Source organism: Desulfosporosinus nitroreducens, from assembly GCF_023897015.1.
GTDB classification, from domain to species: Bacteria; Bacillota; Desulfitobacteriia; order Desulfitobacteriales; family Desulfitobacteriaceae; genus Desulfosporosinus; species Desulfosporosinus nitroreducens.
Genome location: NZ_JAMHFY010000034.1, coordinates 1 through 17195, shown reverse-complemented (window position 1 = coordinate 17195; position 17195 = coordinate 1). Strand labels below are relative to the sequence as shown.

Annotated in this window: 15 protein-coding genes and 1 tRNA gene; 13 read left to right on the top strand and 3 right to left on the bottom strand. The window is 40.2% G+C overall.

Annotation, left to right across the window (positions count from 1 at the left end; translation table 11 throughout):
- The first annotated feature begins 51 nt into the window (after nt 1-51).
- The 10 genes from M8E35_RS23285 to M8E35_RS23240 all read left to right on the top strand — a co-directional run bounded on the left by M8E35_RS23285 (nt 52) and on the right by M8E35_RS23240 (nt 8718).
- A tRNA-Leu gene (locus M8E35_RS23285) sits at nt 52-137 on the top strand.
- Nucleotides 138-453: 316 nt separating this feature from the next.
- Nucleotides 454-948 (top strand): HAD family hydrolase, encoded by a 495-nt coding sequence (locus M8E35_RS23280; RefSeq protein ID WP_252473101.1) that lies wholly within the window; start codon nt 454-456, stop codon nt 946-948.
- A gap of 220 nt (nt 949-1168) precedes the next feature.
- Complete coding sequence (locus M8E35_RS23275; protein WP_073031784.1) at nt 1169-1366, top strand: DUF1858 domain-containing protein; 198 nt, start codon at nt 1169-1171, stop codon at nt 1364-1366.
- Nucleotides 1367-1624: 258 nt separating this feature from the next.
- The gene (locus tag M8E35_RS23270) at nt 1625-2086 is read left to right on the top strand and encodes a DUF2975 domain-containing protein (RefSeq protein WP_252473098.1); all 462 of its coding nucleotides are present in this window, start codon (nt 1625-1627) and stop codon (nt 2084-2086) included.
- 13 nt (nt 2087-2099) lie between these two features.
- Entirely contained in the window at nt 2100-2315 is a 216-nt protein-coding gene (locus tag M8E35_RS23265; protein WP_252473096.1) for a helix-turn-helix domain-containing protein, read from the top strand.
- A gap of 30 nt (nt 2316-2345) precedes the next feature.
- On the top strand, nt 2346-3869 hold the full coding sequence (locus M8E35_RS23260) for a DUF4153 domain-containing protein (protein ID WP_252473093.1): 1524 nt from the start codon (nt 2346-2348) through the stop codon (nt 3867-3869).
- A gap of 274 nt (nt 3870-4143) precedes the next feature.
- Nucleotides 4144-4692: a sigma-70 family RNA polymerase sigma factor gene (locus tag M8E35_RS23255; protein ID WP_252473091.1), complete on the top strand. Its 549-nt coding sequence runs from the start codon at nt 4144-4146 to the stop codon at nt 4690-4692.
- Nucleotides 4685-6232, top strand: a complete 1548-nt coding sequence (locus M8E35_RS23250; protein ID WP_252473089.1) for a DUF4179 domain-containing protein — start codon at nt 4685-4687, stop codon at nt 6230-6232. Before M8E35_RS23255 ends, M8E35_RS23250 begins: the two co-directional genes overlap by 8 nt.
- Before the next feature lie 303 nt (nt 6233-6535).
- Nucleotides 6536-7216 carry a response regulator transcription factor gene (locus tag M8E35_RS23245; protein ID WP_252473087.1) on the top strand — a complete coding sequence of 227 codons (681 nt, stop codon included), beginning with the start codon at nt 6536-6538 and terminating at the stop codon, nt 7214-7216.
- Nucleotides 7216-8718, top strand: coding sequence for a sensor histidine kinase (locus M8E35_RS23240; RefSeq protein ID WP_252473084.1), 1503 nt, complete (start codon nt 7216-7218; stop codon nt 8716-8718). The genes M8E35_RS23245 and M8E35_RS23240 overlap by 1 nt, the downstream gene beginning before the upstream one ends.
- 187 nt (nt 8719-8905) lie before the next feature.
- Here M8E35_RS23240 and galE read toward each other — a convergent pair whose 3' ends face one another.
- Nucleotides 8906-9898 (bottom strand): UDP-glucose 4-epimerase GalE, encoded by a 993-nt coding sequence (gene galE, locus M8E35_RS23235; RefSeq protein ID WP_252473082.1) that lies wholly within the window; start codon nt 9896-9898, stop codon nt 8906-8908.
- Between the two features lie 442 nt (nt 9899-10340).
- On the opposite strand from galE, the gene M8E35_RS23230 reads away from it, so the two are divergent.
- Nucleotides 10341-10850 (top strand): PepSY-associated TM helix domain-containing protein, encoded by a 510-nt coding sequence (locus M8E35_RS23230; protein ID WP_252473069.1) that lies wholly within the window; start codon nt 10341-10343, stop codon nt 10848-10850.
- A gap of 243 nt (nt 10851-11093) precedes the next feature.
- Here the strand turns inward: M8E35_RS23230 and M8E35_RS23225 are convergent, their stop codons facing one another.
- The gene (locus tag M8E35_RS23225; RefSeq protein ID WP_252473067.1) at nt 11094-12020 is read right to left on the bottom strand and encodes a DMT family transporter; all 927 of its coding nucleotides are present in this window, start codon (nt 12018-12020) and stop codon (nt 11094-11096) included.
- Nucleotides 12021-12397: 377 nt separating this feature from the next.
- On the opposite strand from M8E35_RS23225, the gene polA reads away from it, so the two are divergent.
- Complete coding sequence (gene polA, locus M8E35_RS23220) at nt 12398-15019, top strand: DNA polymerase I (protein ID WP_252473065.1); 2622 nt, start codon at nt 12398-12400, stop codon at nt 15017-15019.
- Nucleotides 15020-15180: 161 nt separating this feature from the next.
- On the opposite strand, the gene M8E35_RS23215 is transcribed toward polA, so the two are convergent.
- Complete coding sequence (locus tag M8E35_RS23215) at nt 15181-15525, bottom strand: FlxA-like family protein (RefSeq protein ID WP_252473063.1); 345 nt, start codon at nt 15523-15525, stop codon at nt 15181-15183.
- A gap of 211 nt (nt 15526-15736) precedes the next feature.
- Between M8E35_RS23215 and mutM the strand changes: the two genes are divergently transcribed.
- Nucleotides 15737-16558: a bifunctional DNA-formamidopyrimidine glycosylase/DNA-(apurinic or apyrimidinic site) lyase gene (gene mutM / locus M8E35_RS23210; protein ID WP_252473061.1), complete on the top strand. Its 822-nt coding sequence runs from the start codon at nt 15737-15739 to the stop codon at nt 16556-16558.
- Nucleotides 16559-17195 lie beyond the last annotated feature (637 nt).

Genomic DNA, 17195 nt, shown 5'->3' with positions numbered 1-17195 from the left:
TTAATGTTATTATAACTAGGCCGTCATGATTCATCTGACGGAATTATATATGGGCGAGTGGCGGAATGGCAGACGCGTCGGTCTCAAAATCCGATATATGTGAGTATGTGGGGGTTCAAGTCCCCCCTCGCCCACCACAGTAAAATCAAGGCCTTCGGGCCTTTTCTTTATGCCTAAAATACATGTGAATTTAAAAACCATTAAAATGGCCATGACCTTAAAAATAGCCAGATATGTAAAAAAGCGTGATTTATTTCACGCTTTTTCATGTTTTCATACTACGAGACATGTAGTAACTCAAGATCTGCATAACTGCGATAGACCACGAACCAGAAAGGTGGCTTTTTGTTTCCTTGACAAGTTTCTCTTTATTTCGCGAGAAAGTTATGAGATGATTACAGTACAATGCGGAGGGAGAACGATTGAAAGTATATTTGGAGGGATTGTTAATCCATGCATAAACGGGTTGTGATTTTTGATTGGGGTGACACTGTGATGCGTGATTTTTCTCAATTCAGGGGACCAATGGTATTTTGGCCTCAAGTTGAAGTCACGGAAGGTCTTGCGGAATCGCTGCCAGAAATTCATAGACTCTTTTCCATATGTATTGCTTCAAATGCAGGGGATTCAGACGCAATGCTTATGGCTCAAGCACTTGAAAGGGTTGAAATTAGGAGATATTTTGATTTTCTATACACTTCTAAGGAACTCGGTTCTGCTAAACCAAGTCCAAAGTTTTTTCAAGAAATTGTTGATAGAATTGCAGTTAGACCGGAACAATGTGTAATGGTCGGAAATGATTATGAAAAGGATATTATACCAGCGAAAATGACTGGGATGAAGACGATACTGTATCAAAAGAACTTGTCCTCAAGACCTTCTTTGGCAGATGCAACTATTCAATCAATGTATGAGTTGTTTCAATGTCTTAAGGATTTAGACAATTAGTTAGTTTCGAGGAAGAATGATTGTATAAGTATCTTTTGTGGCCACGCCCAGCATAAATCCTATATTATTTAGCTTGTTTAGTGAACTTTAGGTAAAAACTGGCTGATCAGATGTTAGTTAAATTTTGAGTTACGGTTACATTAAAGAAGAGATACTTATCTATCTGCTGTAATCTCTTATCATTGAACATGATTATATGGAAAAGGAGATGTTAACATCTATGATTACAGGATCTGAATCGATTACTGACGTTGTAGAGAAATACCCACAAACTGTCCAGGTCTTTGAGAAATATGGAATGCATTGTTTTGGTTGCATGGCGGCCCGATTTGAAAATGTTGAACAAGGAGCTTTGGCTCATGGAATCGATGTTGCAAGCCTAATTGAGGATCTGAATAAAACGGTTAATAATCACTAAAAATAGTGAAACTCGTGCCCTTATGTCTGATTGTAATTGACGGTCTGTCAATTGCAATCAGACTTTTTTTTATTTTTTCCTCAACTCAACCAATTCAACTCATTCAGCGAAGTTAATATAAACTAATAATGTGAAAGTGGATAGGACGTTCGTGTTTATCAATAAAATTATATTGATAAACAATAAAAAAATATTGATTAATAGAATATAATTGTTTATACTTAGATGTAAAATTGTTTTATGGGGGGATTTGGAAGCATGGTTATTTTAGATCAGAAAGGTTTTTCAGGCATAGTTAAACATATCTTGGACCTGATTTTTTTAGGCGGAATTGGTATTTTCTTAAGCTTGCCATTTGCTTTGAAATGGTATTTAGGACTAATGTATACTCGAACGAGTGAAAATTATAATTTCTTATTAGGTTTTCTCTTCATAACAGGTATTTTGGCTTTGGTGGTCGTCAATGAAATAAGAAAACTTTTAAAGAACTTAAATAAGAGAAATCCCTTTATTATAAATAATGTTCAAAGTCTCAATCGAATTGCTGTCTCATGTTTATTAATCGCAGCTTGTTATGTTATTAAAATAATTTTCTATAATTCATTTCTAACTATCATTGTAACTATGGTTTTTATTATCACAGGATTTTTTTCGATTATCTTAGCGGAAGTTTTTCGACAGGCCGTTGTTGTGAAAGAAGAGAATGATTTGACAATATAATGGAGGCTAAGATATGTCAATTATCGTAAACTTGGACGTAATGATGGCAAAACGAAAAATTAGCTCATCTGAACTGGCGTCGAAAATAGACCTTACTCAAGCAAATTTATCAATTCTAAAAAATAATAAGGCAAAGGCAATTCGCTTCTCTACCCTTGAGGCAATCTGTAAAGCATTACATTGCCAACCAGGAGATATTTTGGCCTATGAAGATGATGATACTGTATAAATTAATGGATTTTTTAAAGGGGGTTAAATCATGGAGGATTTAATGATAGTCCAAAACGAGGAGTCTAGCAAAACTAAAGTAAAAAAGGAAGATCTATACCTCCTAGCTTCTTCGGTCTTATTAGGCGTGATTTTTGACATTTTGTTTTATAAAAAACCGCTAGGGATTTCATACCCGCTTTTTGTTATTGCTTTTTACCTAGTTTTTTTAGGAAATCTACGTCGGAAGATAACCTTTAGATACGATTTTGGTTGGTTTTTGAGTATTCCTATTATGGCATTGTCGTCAGCCTATTTTCTCTTTTCTAATCAGATATTTGCAGTGTTTAACTTCTTAATAATTCCGATTCTAATAATCGCGCAAACGATATTGATAAATGGGGAGAACAAATACAAATGGTTTGATACAAGGTTTCTTAGGGATATCCTTTATGGAATTTTTAATCGGGCCTTTGGCAACACTGCGAAACCATTTATAGTGGGATTAAGTTCTATGCGTATTAGAAAGAGTAATGAAAAGCATGATGTTGTAAAGAAGGTCCTGATCGGTTTAGCGATTTCTATTCCGCTTCTAATGATCGTCATTTCTCTCCTTACTGCAGCGGACCAAGTTTTCAAGCATCTCATCGATGAGGTATTAAGTTCCTTTGGCAGTATAAACTTGAGTGATTTTCCATTACAGGGATTACTAGTGCTACTAATTAGTATCATTGTATTTAGCTATACATGGAGCTTTTTAAAATCCAATGACAGTATACAAACGCAGATACAACAAGGGGCACTAGAAAACAACAGAAATATTTGGGATCCCATAATCTCTATAACGATATTAAGTCTTATAAATTGTGTTTACTTAGTATTTATACTTATTCAGTTTGCCTATATGTTTGGAGCAATCAATAATGCTTTGCCACCGGATTTTACGTATGCAGAGTATGCCAGAAGAGGTTTTTTCGAGTTATTAATGGTTACCTTGATCAACTTTACACTTTTGCTGAGCAGTCTTAAATTCACCAAAACAGATGGGAAATTAGTAGCTAGGACTGTACGTATTTTGCACTCTTTGCTTGTTCTCTGTACCATGGTCATACTTTCATCGGCATTTTTGAGAATGTCACTCTATGAGGCGGCATATGGGTATACATATTTAAGAGTTTTAACTCATAGTTTCATGATTTTCCTATTTATACTGTTCGTGATAGCCCTTTACAAAATATGGAACGAACATGTTTCTCTCCTCAAGCCCTATATTGTGATTACTTTAATGGCGTATTTGATCCTTAATTTTGCGAACATTGATGTGTTGATAGCGAAAAATAATATTGAAAGGTATATTGAAACGGGTAAGCTGGATACTCACTATTTGAGGAACTTGTCGTATGACAGCATACCGGTGTTAGTTAAGCTCCTTGATGAGGAAAGTACTCCTTTTGATCTTAAACAATATTTATTGGAACAGCAAATTGAGTTAACTAAAGATCAAGAGTGGCAGTCATTTAATTTGTCCCAGCATAAAGCAAAAAAAGCGCTTACTCAAGATAACTATGATAACTAGATGCAAAAAATTGTGCCAATGCCTTTCAAGAATTACACTAGTACACTATTGTTTTTAATAAGATGGTTCTTGAATGGGGCGTCATGGTTTCTAACAGTTAAAGGACTGGGGATTGATAAATAACCGCTATGCCCTACACCGGATCAGCTAGGTGTAGGGCATAGCGGTTATAGTAAGATTATTTCTTTGATTTAAAACTTTTTAGGGCTCAGTGAAGTCTAATAAGTGAAGTCTAAACTCGAGAAAATGAGGAATCCAGACAGAGAGGTGAGCAATGGAAGCGCAAACCATTGTCGCAGCAATAAGAGGAGATGCTGAGGCTTTTTACGAGCTTATAAATCTTCATAAGCATCAGCTATATCGGATTGCTTTTCGGTATTTGAAGAGTGAACAGGATGCACTCGAGGCTATTCAAGAAATGACCTATCGTGCTTACCGCAGCATACATAAACTTAAGGAACCTAAATACTTTCAGACCTGGCTTATTCGCATCCTAATTAATGCCTGTAACGACGAGTTAAAACGGCTTAGAGTCCAACTCCCTTTGACTGGTGAGGTTATTCAGTATAAATTGACAGCCTTAGATGACTCAACTGAACCGGGGGGAAGGGCAGATTTGCAACGTCTGGATATTCTAGAGGCCCTCGATCGTCTCGATCTCAGATATCGTCAGGTTATTGAACTGAAGTACTTTGAGGATTTAACGATTCAACAAATTGCTGTGGTTTTAGAACGACCTGAAGGGACGATCAAAACCTGGTTATTCCAGTCATTTAAACTGCTTAAAGAATATCTTCAAGAGAGGGGGGACAGTCATGTTTGATCGAAAAGAACTTGATGAGAGCCATGAGGGGAAAAAGAGGATTTTAAGCAACTCAGAAACGATGGATGAATCTGTTAAGATGGATGAGTCGGATACAATGGACGACTTGGAAAAATTAATGAATGAGTTTAATGCTTTTCATGAACTTGAAGATGGAGTCAATCAAGTTCATGATCAACTGATTCAAGCTACGCCTCGGGTTGCTGACATGCCTATCCCCACTGAACTCGATGATCATATTCAAAAAGGTTTAACTAAGGGAATAAAAGCCCAAAAGGTATGGCATTTCCGCAAATGGACTACTCTCGTGGCATGTTTTCTGATGGTCGCCTTCATTACGACTGCTCGGGTTTCTCCAGCTGTTGCGGCTGTATTGCATCAAATACCAGGTCTGGGTTATATCGTTGAACTTATAAACTATGATAAAGGACTTCAATCCGCAGTGGAGAATGATTTTATCCTACCCCTAGGGGTCTCAGAAGAACATGAGAATATCGTGTTTACCGTCGATGGAATCATTATGGATGAGGCAAGCCTAGTCATATTCTACACGGTGGAAAACAAAAGGGGAGAAGGCACCTTTGATTTTTCCGAAGTTAGGCTCTTTGATGAAATGGGTGAGCCTCTGAAGGAGATTTCTATCGGTCACAGTAGCTCTGGTGAGCCTGATGAGGATGGCGATGGCAAGATTCAGTCTCGAATTAATGTCAACTTTTATGACAATACTGTGATTCCAAATCGACTGTCCTTAAAAGTGAAGCTTCGTGAAATATTCCAAGATGTTCCCTTCGATCCTTCCTCTCAACTTCCTTCAACTTGGGAAATCACAATTCCTGTGGACAAAGATAAGTTTGTTGGGATGAAGACGGTCTATGAAGTCAACCAGAGTGTAGTTATTGAAGGGCAAAGAATTACATTTGAAAAGGTTACTGTTTACCCGACGCGCATGGCCCTGAATGTATCCTATGATCCAGCGAATAGCAAAAAGATCTTTGCCTTTGATGATCTAACTCTCGTCAATGAAGAAGGGGAAGAGTGGGGTAGTATCATAAACGGAGTGAGTGGCAGCTATCCAGATGAGAACCGCGTGATTCTTTTCTTCCAGAGCACCTATTTTACCCAATCCAGAAAACTCTTTTTACAAGGAAAAAGTCTCCGCGCTATGGATAAGGAGAGTTTAAGGATTACTCTGGATCTTGAACAAGAAAGAATCCTTGTTGGCCCGCCAAACCTTGTGCTTGACAATGTAATTAAGAATTCCTCAGAAAAGGAAAAGGAGCTAATCTTCTCCCTGAAAACTAATCCTTTGTACGATGAAAAACGTGGATTTTGTGTATTTCCCTTCGAATTCATCGATGCGCGAGGGAATTCATTCGAGATTAAAGGGCAAAGTACAGCAACCCACTCTGACAAACCAGGGTATGATAAAACCTTATGGCTAACTCTCCCGGATAACCAATCTTACCAATCTCCGATCACATTCCAAATTCAGGATTATCCAAGTCGGATTACGGGTGAGTTTGATATTAGAATTAAATAGCATTGCGGAAGTTTTTTCTTAATTTCTGATGAATTGTGATTGAGAACACGCAAAATCTTGCTAGAAATGCTCAGTTTATTACTACTAGCCAATAAGAATATATTTGCAAACTTACTTTGTATATACTAATATACAAAATAACTATTTCAGTAACTTAATTATAGGAATCTTTGGGCAGTCTTAGATATGCGGATTGAAGGTTTATGATTCAGGAAACTTTCAGCTTTTCTTCAGTTTGAATTCAACCTGATATTGCATAATGATAGTGTTAGTTTTTCACAAATGTAAAGGAGCCTTTATGATATGCAGAAATTAAAGGGAATTAAACTATTGCTAGTCGATGATGAGCCGAATATTTTGCAATTCCTAGAAATGGGTCTTCAAGAGGAAGGGTTTGAGGTACAAACAGCTCAGGATGGAATGACAGCGGTAACACTGGCTAAGCAATTTCAGCCCCATCTAATTATTCTGGATGTCATGATGCCAGGCATGGACGGATTTGAAGTATGCCGAATGCTCAAGAAAACTGAGAATGTGGCTATTATTATGTTGACAGCTAAAGACGAAGTTGATGACCGAGTGAAAGGACTAACGATCGGTGCTGATGACTATATGATGAAACCCTTTAGCTTTGAGGAATTGCTGGCACGTATTCAGGCTAGAATACGGAACCAGTTTCCCAATCTAATAGGAGAGGTCGAACTAGGAGCTTTCCGAATTGACGATCGGCGCAAGGAAATCCTTTATGAGCAAAGGGTTTTAGAACTCTCAACCACTGAGTATGAGTTGCTTAAATTTTTAGTGCTTAATCATGGCTTGGTTTTAAGCAAAGCCAAAATTTTAGATAAGGTATGGGGCTATGACTTTGGCGGGGATGAAAATATTGTAGAGGTGTATATTCGGTCGCTCAGGGAAAAATTAAATGATAAAGAACACCGTTTAATTCGTACCTTGCGCGGAGCGGGATATCGGGTTGACCTGTAATGAAAACAAACTCACTTCGCTTTCAGCTCTTAGCTCGTTCGTTATTGCTTATGGCTGGGTTACTGGTGATTATCGGCTTATTCCAATATGTCTTCATGCGCGGATTTTTATATAAAAATACAGCATCGAGTATACAAAGTCAGATTCTGGCGATTCCTCCCGACGCCTGGGAGAGATCAGCGTGGGACATTAAAGATGAGGGTCCCGATAAAATGACTGGTAATGCAACAGGAGATGCTTGGGGTGACAGACAATTTGGTGACAGCCATGGTCGCAGTCGTACTCCCATTTTCTTCTTGCAAGACTCCATAATTGCCTTTTATGATACGTCCGGAACCTTATCAGTCCTTTCGAATGCTTCTATAGATGGTCAAGCCCCTCCTACGCTTGATGAAAAAGATTATCAAGCTGCCCTGGGTTCCAAACGTGAAGTGACATATAAAGTCATGGAACAAGCCACGTCAAACGAGCAATTGATCGTACTTCAGCCAATTAAGATTAGAGATCAATTGCTTGGAGTAGTTCAAGTTAGTTTAGAGACAAAACCTTTAAGGGATATTTTAACTCGGCAATTATTAACGTTTTTATTGATCTCCTTGCTTGCTCTAATAGGAGGTATGTTAGCATTTATTTCTGTACTTAGAAAAACGTTGGTTCCTTTGTCTAAAATGGTGGAGACTGTGGAACAAATCGACGCCGGAAATCTTGCTATACGTTTACCGAGTGATCAAGGGCAAGAAGAAATTGACAGATTGGCAGACTCGTTTAATGGAATGCTTGAAAGACTCGAAACGTCTTTTGAAGCCGAAAAAGAGGCAAAAGAACGGATGCGGCAGTTTGTTGCCGATGCTTCTCATGAGCTTCGTACTCCTTTGACCTCGATTCACGGATTTTTAGAGGTGTTGCTTCGTGGGGCTATGAACCAGCCAGATAAATTGAACAGATCTCTGACAAGCATGTATACAGAATCTGAACGGATGAAAAAGTTAATTCAAGATTTGCTTCAGCTTGCTAAGTTAGATCGCTCACCAAACGTCCAACTTATTGAGGGAGAACTGGACGAGATCATTAAGGGCATGGCACCGCAATTAAGGTTATTAGCGGGGGATCGCAAAGTCAGTCTAAAACTTACTTCAAATTTGAGATGTCGCTTTGATGAAGATAAAATGAAACAAGTTATCTTGAATCTTTTTCATAATGCCGTACAGCATACTGATCCTGAACAAGGAGATATCCAAGTTACTTTGGAGAATGCTTCGGGCGGCGTGGAGCTAAGTGTAAGAGATAACGGTTCAGGCATACCCTCGGAGCATTTGCCTAAATTATTTGACCGTTTTTATCGAAGTGATTCTTCTAGGACTCGCAAATATGGAGGAGCTGGATTAGGGCTTGCTATTACTAAATCACTTGTGGAGCTTCATGGAGGCGCGATTCGAGTGGAAAGTTTTGCGGAGGGTGGAACCGCATTTTATGTATGGTTTCCACAGCCTTGTCCAGAATAACGTCCTTGATACTTAGTCAAGAACCCACAAAAGGTAGCCGTGCAAATTGCATAGCTACCTTTTGTGGGTTACTCTGTTCTAATCTTAACCAGCCTTGATTAAATCATGGCACCGACTATATCTCGAACGTCCTGGTTAGAGATATAGTCGGTGCCTTTAGCTTTGCGTCAGGCAAGTTTTCATAGAACTATTTTTCATATCCATTGGGATGGCTCAGGTGCCAAGCCCAGGCACTCTCTAAGATTTGTTCCAGGGAACTGTGTTGTGGGCTCCAGCCTAAAAGGGTATTAATTTTATCGACTTTTGCTACAAGCCTATCAGGGTCTCCCGGACGGCGAGGGGATTCGACCACCGGAATCGTTCGGGCTGTGACTTGGCGGGCAGTTTCTATGACCTCTCTAACACTAAACCCTGAACCGGTTCCAACATTATAAACGCCGCTTTGAGTCCCTTTTCCCAGCGCTTCTAGCGCTAGTATATGAGCCTTTGCTAAATCGAGGACGTGAATATAATCTCTGATACACGTCCCATCGGGAGTAGAATAGTCTGTACCAAAGATGTTTATTCCCGGTCGTTGCCCCAGAGCCGCCTTTAAGATTAAAGGAATAAGATGAGTTTCAGGCATATGGTCTTCTCCTAGAGAACCGTCTAAAGCTGCACCGGCAGCATTAAAATAGCGCAGAGCAATCCACTCAAGACCATAGGCTTTCTCTAACCAAGAAAAAGACTGTTCAATCATGAGTTTAGAAAAGCCGTAAGGGTTAATCGGTATAGTAGGTGCACTTTCTGGAATTGGAATTTCTTCAGGAATCCCATACGTTGCCGCCGTAGACGAGAATATCAGTCGTTTCACTCCGGATTCAAGGAGTGTGCTTACAAAGCGGTTGGTCTTGGCAGTATTTTCTTCAAAATAAAGGTCAGGTTTTTCTGCGGATTCCCCAACCAAACTCCGAGCAGCAAAATGAATAACAGCACTGACGTGCTCTTGTTCTACTATTCTTCGAACTAGAAGTGAATCTGCGATGTCTCCCTGGAAAAAGAGAACATTGCTTGCAACCGATTGCCGATGCCCTGTCACTAAATTATCAAGAACAACGGGTTTGTAACCCTGTTCTAACAATGTCTTAACAGTATGGCTGCCGATATACCCAGCCCCGCCGGATACCAGAATGGACTCCATAAAAACCCCTCTTTTCATAACTAGCTTTCTTAGTAATGCAAACTAATATTTTACTGATTAGAACAATACCAAAGTTGAGTGAACTCGTTCAACTAAAGTTAAACATCGGGACTTGGGTGGGGGACTCTACCCCCACCCAAGCTGAGCATGGTGTCCCACGCCCATTTGTAGAAATGGGAGTCTCACGATTGGATCAAGATTAATCTGTACCTGAAGTATTGCTGAATGATTATGAACATTATAGCACTTCGCAAGAAATCTAGGAACCAAAGCAAATCTAAATGTTATGGATTGAATGAGCCATTTCAGCTGATTTTCAGGAAACACTCAATCAACATTCAGGTGGCATTTAGGTATGATTCAGGAGCGGGATTTATAGTAATACCGGGTAGTCGCTTATTAATTTTTGTTTAAAAGTTTAATGAAATGAGGGGAAGCAATAATGTTTCGTAAAATGCGCAATTTACACTTATGGATCGGATTAATCACTTCAATCATTATTCTCATGGAGGCTGTAACCGGATTAATGCTGGCACATCCTTCACTGATGGGAATGGAATCAAGAGCCCCAATTATCGAAGGGAATTCTAGGACCACTTCTTCAGGTAATGAAAGTATACCAACTTCAGATCAAGGTCCGACTACAGCAAATCAGAGCACATCAACGACAAATCAAAGTTCATCAAGTCAGAATTCTGCGGTTTCTAATACTCCAAGTTCTAGTCTGGAAGGGAAAACTCAATCCGAAGCGATTGCTCCGAGACGCGGAGGTTCAAGAAATGAAGCAGATAATGGTCTAATGGGCCTCGTGAAAGGGTTGCATGAAGGTAAACTTGGTAATCTCAACATCACGTGGGTGATAGATCTAGCGGCAATTAGTATGATCGTCCTGACCATTTCGGGGATGTATCTTTCCATTAGAATTTTGAGGGGGCAAAGGAAATCAGATTAACAAAGAATCAACTACTACATAGCAGCAACCCCAAGACATATTCAAGCAGGTCTTAGATTCTTTAACATAACAAATAAGGATTCTAGTCAAGGATTTCAAACATAGGTGAATTATCATACTTAACCTCAACAAGAGCCTTTTCTCACTTGATTCATGAGAAAAGGCTCTAAAATATGTATGTTAGAGTGAGATGCGAGAGTAATAAGTTATTGAAAGGTACCGTTACGGCCTTTTCGGAACAGACTAATTAAACTGCGTAGGAGCTTTCATAGAATAAATTTTCGATTCTGGCCGCGTTGCAAAATAAACTCCAATAATTACAATGGCAGCACATACTATTTTAATCAATGTAATCGATTCACCTAAGATTGTTATAGACTGGATAATCGTAAAGATAGGTACCAGATTAATAAAAACGGCGGTACGAGGAGCGCCAATACGTTGAATAGCGATGGCTTGGAAAAGGTAGCCCAATACGGAAGCAAATACGCTCATATACAAGATGGAGAGCCATCCCCTCGCTGTCGTTGCGGATAGGTAGGTGGATGGGTTTTCCCACAAAACGAAAGGTCCGGAAATAACAACACAGATCAAGAACGTATAGGCAGTGATCATGAAAGGAGTCAGTTCATATTGCTTCATGAAACGTCGACTAAGGAGGGAATAAACCGAAAAGCAAAGGACCCCAATCAGCATCAAAAAATCACCATGATTCACTTGGAATTGGGAGATCAACTGCAAATCTCCATTGGTAATGAAGAGAAAGACCCCACTAAATGAGAGGAAAATCCCAACTATCCTTAAAGGAGTTAATTTCTCGCCAAAAAACATGGCCGCCAAAAGGGTCGTGAGCATTGGATTGATGGCGCCGATCAAAGATGAATTGATCGCCGTGGTATAGTTTAAAGACGTAAAGAACAAGACATGATAACAAAATGTGCCAATGAATCCAAGTAGGAGAAGTGCCGGCCATTGTTTACCATGCGGGAAAAGGTTTTTCGGCTCTTTGAGGTACAAGATAGTAAAAATAAAGGGCAAGGCAAAGAGAAAGCGAAAGAAGGTCAAGGCAAAGGGTGGAAACTCCTGTACGGAGAATTTTCCGGTAATAAATGCGCCGGACCAAAGAAGACTGGTTAGCACCATGAGCATACGAACCTGTTTATCGGACATTAAAGTGTCCCCCTCCTTCTATGTTAACAACGAATGAAACATGAACCTGCACATAAGTCCATGACAAAACTTTGATAGGAATTATTTTTAAGAAGTTAAGGAGTTAAGGAGTAGGTTTATTTCTTAAGATTATATAATAGCAACTAACAAATCCTATCAATCTATGCTCTGAGAGTCAATCCCAAAAAACTTTGATTTGAAAATCAATCTAAACAAGACACCTCACATTCATAACTTCGGCAAGGGCAAAAACAACCAATACGAGCTTTTAACTCATAGATCTCGGACTATAAACATTGTCCTAAAAGTACTGCTATCGTTTGTTAGAAATTAGAGGGTGTGATATAGTAAACTGATAAAGAATGGGGGTTTTCAGGATGCCGCGGATGGTTATTTTAGACGGAAACAGTCTGGCAAATCGTGCTTTTTATGCTCTGCCGCCGCTTACAACGGCCGATGGACGACCAACGAATGTCCTGCATGGTTTTCTGACTATGCTCTTTAGATTAGAACAAGAGCAACATCCAGATTATTGGGTGGTGGCTTTCGATAAAACTAAGGCAACAGTTCGGATTGAACAGTACGCCGGGTATAAAGCGCAACGCAAAGAAACCCCGGAAGGACTGCGCCCACAATTTGATTACCTCAAAGAAATCTTAACTGAAATGGACGTACCTATGCTCGAGCTGGCAGGCTATGAAGCAGATGATCTGATTGCCGCAATAACCAAACAAGCAGAAGCACAGGGGATGGAGATTCAGATTTATACAGGGGATAAAGATGCCCTGCAACTCATTTCCCCTAGGACGAACATTTTCCTGACCAAAAAAGGAATCAGTGAAGTTGAACGTTATGATGAAACGACCTTATGGGAACGTTACCAACTGCGGCCCCACCAAATCATTGATCTTAAGGGTTTAATGGGTGACACTTCGGACAATATCCCTGGGGTTCCAGGAATCGGAGAGAAGACCGCGCTGAAATTACTCTGGGAATTTGAAACGGTTGAGGGTGTTTTGGCAAACGCTGATAAAGTATCTGGAAAAAAAGTACAGGGTAATTTGAAGGAGTATGCAGATCAGGCGATCCTCAGCAAAACGCTTGCGACGATGTTGACGGAGGTCCCGCTGGCGTTTTCGAGCGAGGATTTCGTTTATCGCCGTTCCCAAGCGGCCAAAGTGCTCCCCGTCTTGGAAAAATATGATCTCAGGAATGTGACTCGGTTATGGCATGAACGTCATAAGGACGATGAAGGCCCCCTTAGTGAAAGCCAGGAAGAGTCGTTGGAAAATTGGCCTGAACGTACCTTGACAGAAGAGGGATGGCTTGCTCAGATTGAAGAGTGGCAATCTAAAAACATCTCACTCACGTTAGCCTGTAGATATGAGGGAACGGGCTTACAAGGAGGGCGCTGGTTGGAATGGGGAGTAGCTGCCCAAGGAGAGACGTTCACGCTGACCCGTGAAGCGGCATCCGAAAAGGTCTGCGAGGCGTGGCTGAAATTGATGGGGAGTGATCAGGTCACTAAAATCTTGGCAGACAGTAAAACTGTGGCCTTACTACTCACTAACGAAGGCTTATCCTTGAAGGGTCTAACGCTGGATCTAAGCTTGGCATCCTATCTAATTAAATCCTCACGCCCAAAATTTGCCCCCCTGGATTTGGTCAAAGAATATGTGCCTAATCAAGCCGCTTTCGTGAACGTTGGGGAAGAAGCGGCAGCCTTAGCTCAAGTTGCTCCGAAGTTTGAAGAGGAAATTCAATCCCTGGGACTGGCACACCTGCTCCATGAAATTGAAGAACCTCTATGCATGGTGCTCGCTCAAGTCGAACATCATGGAATCGCCGTGGACTCCGAGCAATTGACGGTTTTTGGGGAAGGAATAAGTTTGACCTTAAGACAGTTAGAGCAAGATATTTATGCTTTAGCTGAGGAAACCTTTAATATTAATTCTCCAAAACAGTTGGGAGCAATACTGTTTGAGAAATTAGGCCTGCCTACGGCTAAGAAAACAAAGACGGGTTATTCCACAGATGCGGAGACATTGGAAGAACTTCGCTTAGCCCACCCCGTCGTAGAGAAAATTCTTGACTATCGGCAGTTGAATAAATTGATGTCTACCTATGTAAATGGGCTACTTGCTCAAGCGAAGAATGGCAAGATTCATACCACCTTTCAACAAACCGTGACGACAACCGGTCGATTATCGAGTACAGAACCTAATCTACAGAATATCCCAATTCGACTGGAACAAGGACGACTGCTAAGAAAAGTCTTTCATCCTACAGAACCTGGATGGGTGTTACTATCCGCTGATTATTCTCAGATTGAGCTTCGAATTTTAGCTCACTATTCGCAAGATCCCCTGCTTTGTGAATCGTTTGCCCTGGGACAGGATGTCCATACTCGAACCGCAGCAGAAGTCTTTGGAATTTCTCTCGATGAAGTGACACCGAACATGCGTCGAAGTGCTAAAGCCGTCAATTTTGGGTTGGTCTATGGGTTAACGGAGTTTGGCCTTTCAAGAGATTTAGGAATTCCGCGCAAAGAATCAAAGTTTTATATTGAGCAATATTTCAAACGTTATAGTGGAGTGAAACGTTATCTGGAGGATGTCGTTACACAGGCTAAAAAAGACGGCCAAGTTCGTACCCTCTTAAATCGCTTGCGGCGTATCCCGGAGTTGCTTCATGCTAACCGAGTTCAACGTCAGTTTGGAGAACGGATTGCAATGAACACACCGGTGCAGGGTACGGCAGCAGATATTATGAAATTAGCCATGCTTAAAGTAGCAGAAGGATTGAAACCCTTTCGGGCGACTATGCTTCTCCAAGTACATGACGAGCTTTTGCTCCAAGTAGCTCCAGAGGACCTAGAGAGTGTTGCCCACATGCTAAAGGAAAAAATGGAAACTGCTTATCCACTTTCGGTTCCGATGACGGTGGAATGTAAAGTCGGACCGAATTGGTATGATATGCAACCTTTTCACACGAATTAATTAGAGATTGTACAAAAAATTGCCCTCCCATGGCAGATGATTTTTCTACCATGGGAGGGCACTGTAGTGTTATGTGGGTTAAGGGGACTGCAAGATCTATGAAGTGGTTGGTTTTAGGCCTGAATGGTGATTGACAATGGGACATTGTATTAACTTATACGTTAAGCTTGTATATCAATTTTGTTATCGCTTAAAATAATAGTGTTAGTGTTAGTGTTAGTGTTAGTGTTAGTGTTAGTGTTAGTGTTAGTGTTAGTGTTAGCTTCTTGTACACTATTACTAGTTTGGGTGGATTGTTTTGCTTGTATTTGGTTTTGAATTTGAGTTATCTGAACTCGTAATAATTGGATTTTTTCCTGTTTTGTTTTATCATCATCCTTACTCTGAGTTTCAGTTTCAATTTGGCTTTCAAGTTGTTTGATTCGATTTAGTAGTTGTTTTACATCACTATCATTTCCGGAGGTATAAGAGTTACTAGATGTTGAAGAAACTGAAGATACATTCATTAATATGTAAGCCTCCCAAATCAGAATAAGTTAATGATACTTTACAATACTAAACTGAAACGAGGCTGAAACTAAACTGAAGGTTTGCTGAAAATTTATTTATTGTCCGGTTAATTATTTCTTAATTGTAGTAGGTGGATAGGTATGTAGCCTCAATTGGTCACTGCTTTTACTCTAAAAGAGACAATGGATTAAGGAATGAGGAAAGAATATGCCAGAACTCCCTGAAGTTGAGACTATTCGACGAACATTAGCAGAGCATGTTATTAATCTAGAAATCAAAGAAGTTAGACTTATATGGTCTTCTGCAGTCTGCAGTTGGGAAGATCAATCCTTTGAGGATTTAGTCACTGGCCGAAGAATTCAAACAATCGACCGTCGTGGCAAATACCTTTTAATTAGGTTGGATGAAGATTTGACATTAATCGCACATATGAGAATGACCGGGCGCTTAAATTACTATACTGAAAAACGAGAACCTGAGAAGCATACTCATGTAGTCTTTGGTTTGGAACAAGGGGAAGTGCATTTTACAGATGTGCGGAAATTTGGGCGTATTCAAGCTATACCCACCTCACTGTGCTTTAGCAACTCTTCCCTGTCTAAGCTCGGACCGGAGCCCTTGGAACTGGATTTCACACCACATGTCTTGAAGGAGCGTTTGAGGAAGAAAAAGATTTCTGTAAAAGCAGCCCTGCTAGATCAGCATGTCCTAGCAGGCTTGGGGAACATTTATGTGGATGAATCCCTTTTTCAAGCAGGGATATCTCCCGAACGCAGGGTAGATACTCTATCCGATGAGGAAATCTCAAAACTCCATCAAGCCATTCAAAACGTCCTCCAAGCGGGTATTGATGCTCAGGGAACATCCTTTCGAGATTACAGAGATGCCAACGGGGAAAAGGGCTCCTTTGAACGGGAATTACAAGTTTACGGACGGGGCGGGGAACCCTGTAAACTCTGTGGACAAGTGTTAGAAAGGATCCGTCTCGCTGGGAGGACCACGGTGTATTGTTCTAGGTGTCAGAAGTAGATTTGTTGGGATGAGACAAATAAGATACTTAGAGAATCCTGATAATGCCCCTGGATAGATATTTATTGGAAGTGGTTTCGCGAAAATTTAAAACTTTGGTCGAAAAATCCTTGATCGGTTTAATTGCTCACAATTAATTTATCTCAAAAACATTGATCTAGCAAAAATCATTGAAGGGCAGGAAAGCTCTCCCTGGCCTGTAGTGTATCAGATCGAAAAACTACGAAATCTTGTTGATCGAAACAGCAAAATCAATAGGAAGGTCGGTACCAAAACCAAGAGGTAGATTAATATTTGCATAGGATTGTCGAATGCATATTTTTTCCACTATAAATATTGTCTTGGTTTTGTGTACGCTCAAGAGGCCGCCATCTGTGGCGGCCTCTGAATCTTTAATTTCAAGTACCCCTTGATTTACAAGACTTTCTATAACTAGTTTATAGATTTCTTTTTGTTTAAATAAATGATTGTAGAAATAGGGGGTCCATTTTTTTATCAGACAAAGAAGGAGGTATGACAAGAAGGTAGAATATGGTAGTATGCATGCTCGGATACTTTACATAACTTCTAGAGATTTATGAGGTTCCTTAAAAGAGAAAAAGCCATTGATCAACATCAATAGCTTAAAGGTAAGCAA

Excerpts from the sequence above, each read along its gene's own strand:
- M8E35_RS23280 (WP_252473101.1), top strand. The coding sequence starts at position 454 with ATGCATAAACGGGTTGTGATTTTTGATTGGGGTGACACTGTGATGCGT.
- M8E35_RS23275 (WP_073031784.1), top strand. The coding sequence starts at position 1,169 with ATGATTACAGGATCTGAATCGATTACTGACGTTGTAGAGAAATACCCA.
- M8E35_RS23270 (WP_252473098.1), top strand. The coding sequence starts at position 1,625 with ATGGTTATTTTAGATCAGAAAGGTTTTTCAGGCATAGTTAAACATATC.
- M8E35_RS23265 (WP_252473096.1), top strand. The coding sequence starts at position 2,100 with ATGTCAATTATCGTAAACTTGGACGTAATGATGGCAAAACGAAAAATT.
- M8E35_RS23260 (WP_252473093.1), top strand. The coding sequence starts at position 2,346 with ATGGAGGATTTAATGATAGTCCAAAACGAGGAGTCTAGCAAAACTAAA.
- M8E35_RS23255 (WP_252473091.1), top strand. The coding sequence starts at position 4,144 with ATGGAAGCGCAAACCATTGTCGCAGCAATAAGAGGAGATGCTGAGGCT.
- M8E35_RS23250 (WP_252473089.1), top strand. The coding sequence starts at position 4,685 with ATGTTTGATCGAAAAGAACTTGATGAGAGCCATGAGGGGAAAAAGAGG.
- M8E35_RS23245 (WP_252473087.1), top strand. The coding sequence starts at position 6,536 with ATGCAGAAATTAAAGGGAATTAAACTATTGCTAGTCGATGATGAGCCG.
- M8E35_RS23240 (WP_252473084.1), top strand. The coding sequence starts at position 7,216 with ATGAAAACAAACTCACTTCGCTTTCAGCTCTTAGCTCGTTCGTTATTG.
- galE (WP_252473082.1), bottom strand. The coding sequence starts at position 9,898 with ATGGAGTCCATTCTGGTATCCGGCGGGGCTGGGTATATCGGCAGCCAT.
- M8E35_RS23230 (WP_252473069.1), top strand. The coding sequence starts at position 10,341 with ATGTTTCGTAAAATGCGCAATTTACACTTATGGATCGGATTAATCACT.
- M8E35_RS23225 (WP_252473067.1), bottom strand. The coding sequence starts at position 12,020 with ATGTCCGATAAACAGGTTCGTATGCTCATGGTGCTAACCAGTCTTCTT.
- polA (WP_252473065.1), top strand. The coding sequence starts at position 12,398 with ATGCCGCGGATGGTTATTTTAGACGGAAACAGTCTGGCAAATCGTGCT.
- M8E35_RS23215 (WP_252473063.1), bottom strand. The coding sequence starts at position 15,525 with ATGAATGTATCTTCAGTTTCTTCAACATCTAGTAACTCTTATACCTCC.
- mutM (WP_252473061.1), top strand. The coding sequence starts at position 15,737 with ATGCCAGAACTCCCTGAAGTTGAGACTATTCGACGAACATTAGCAGAG.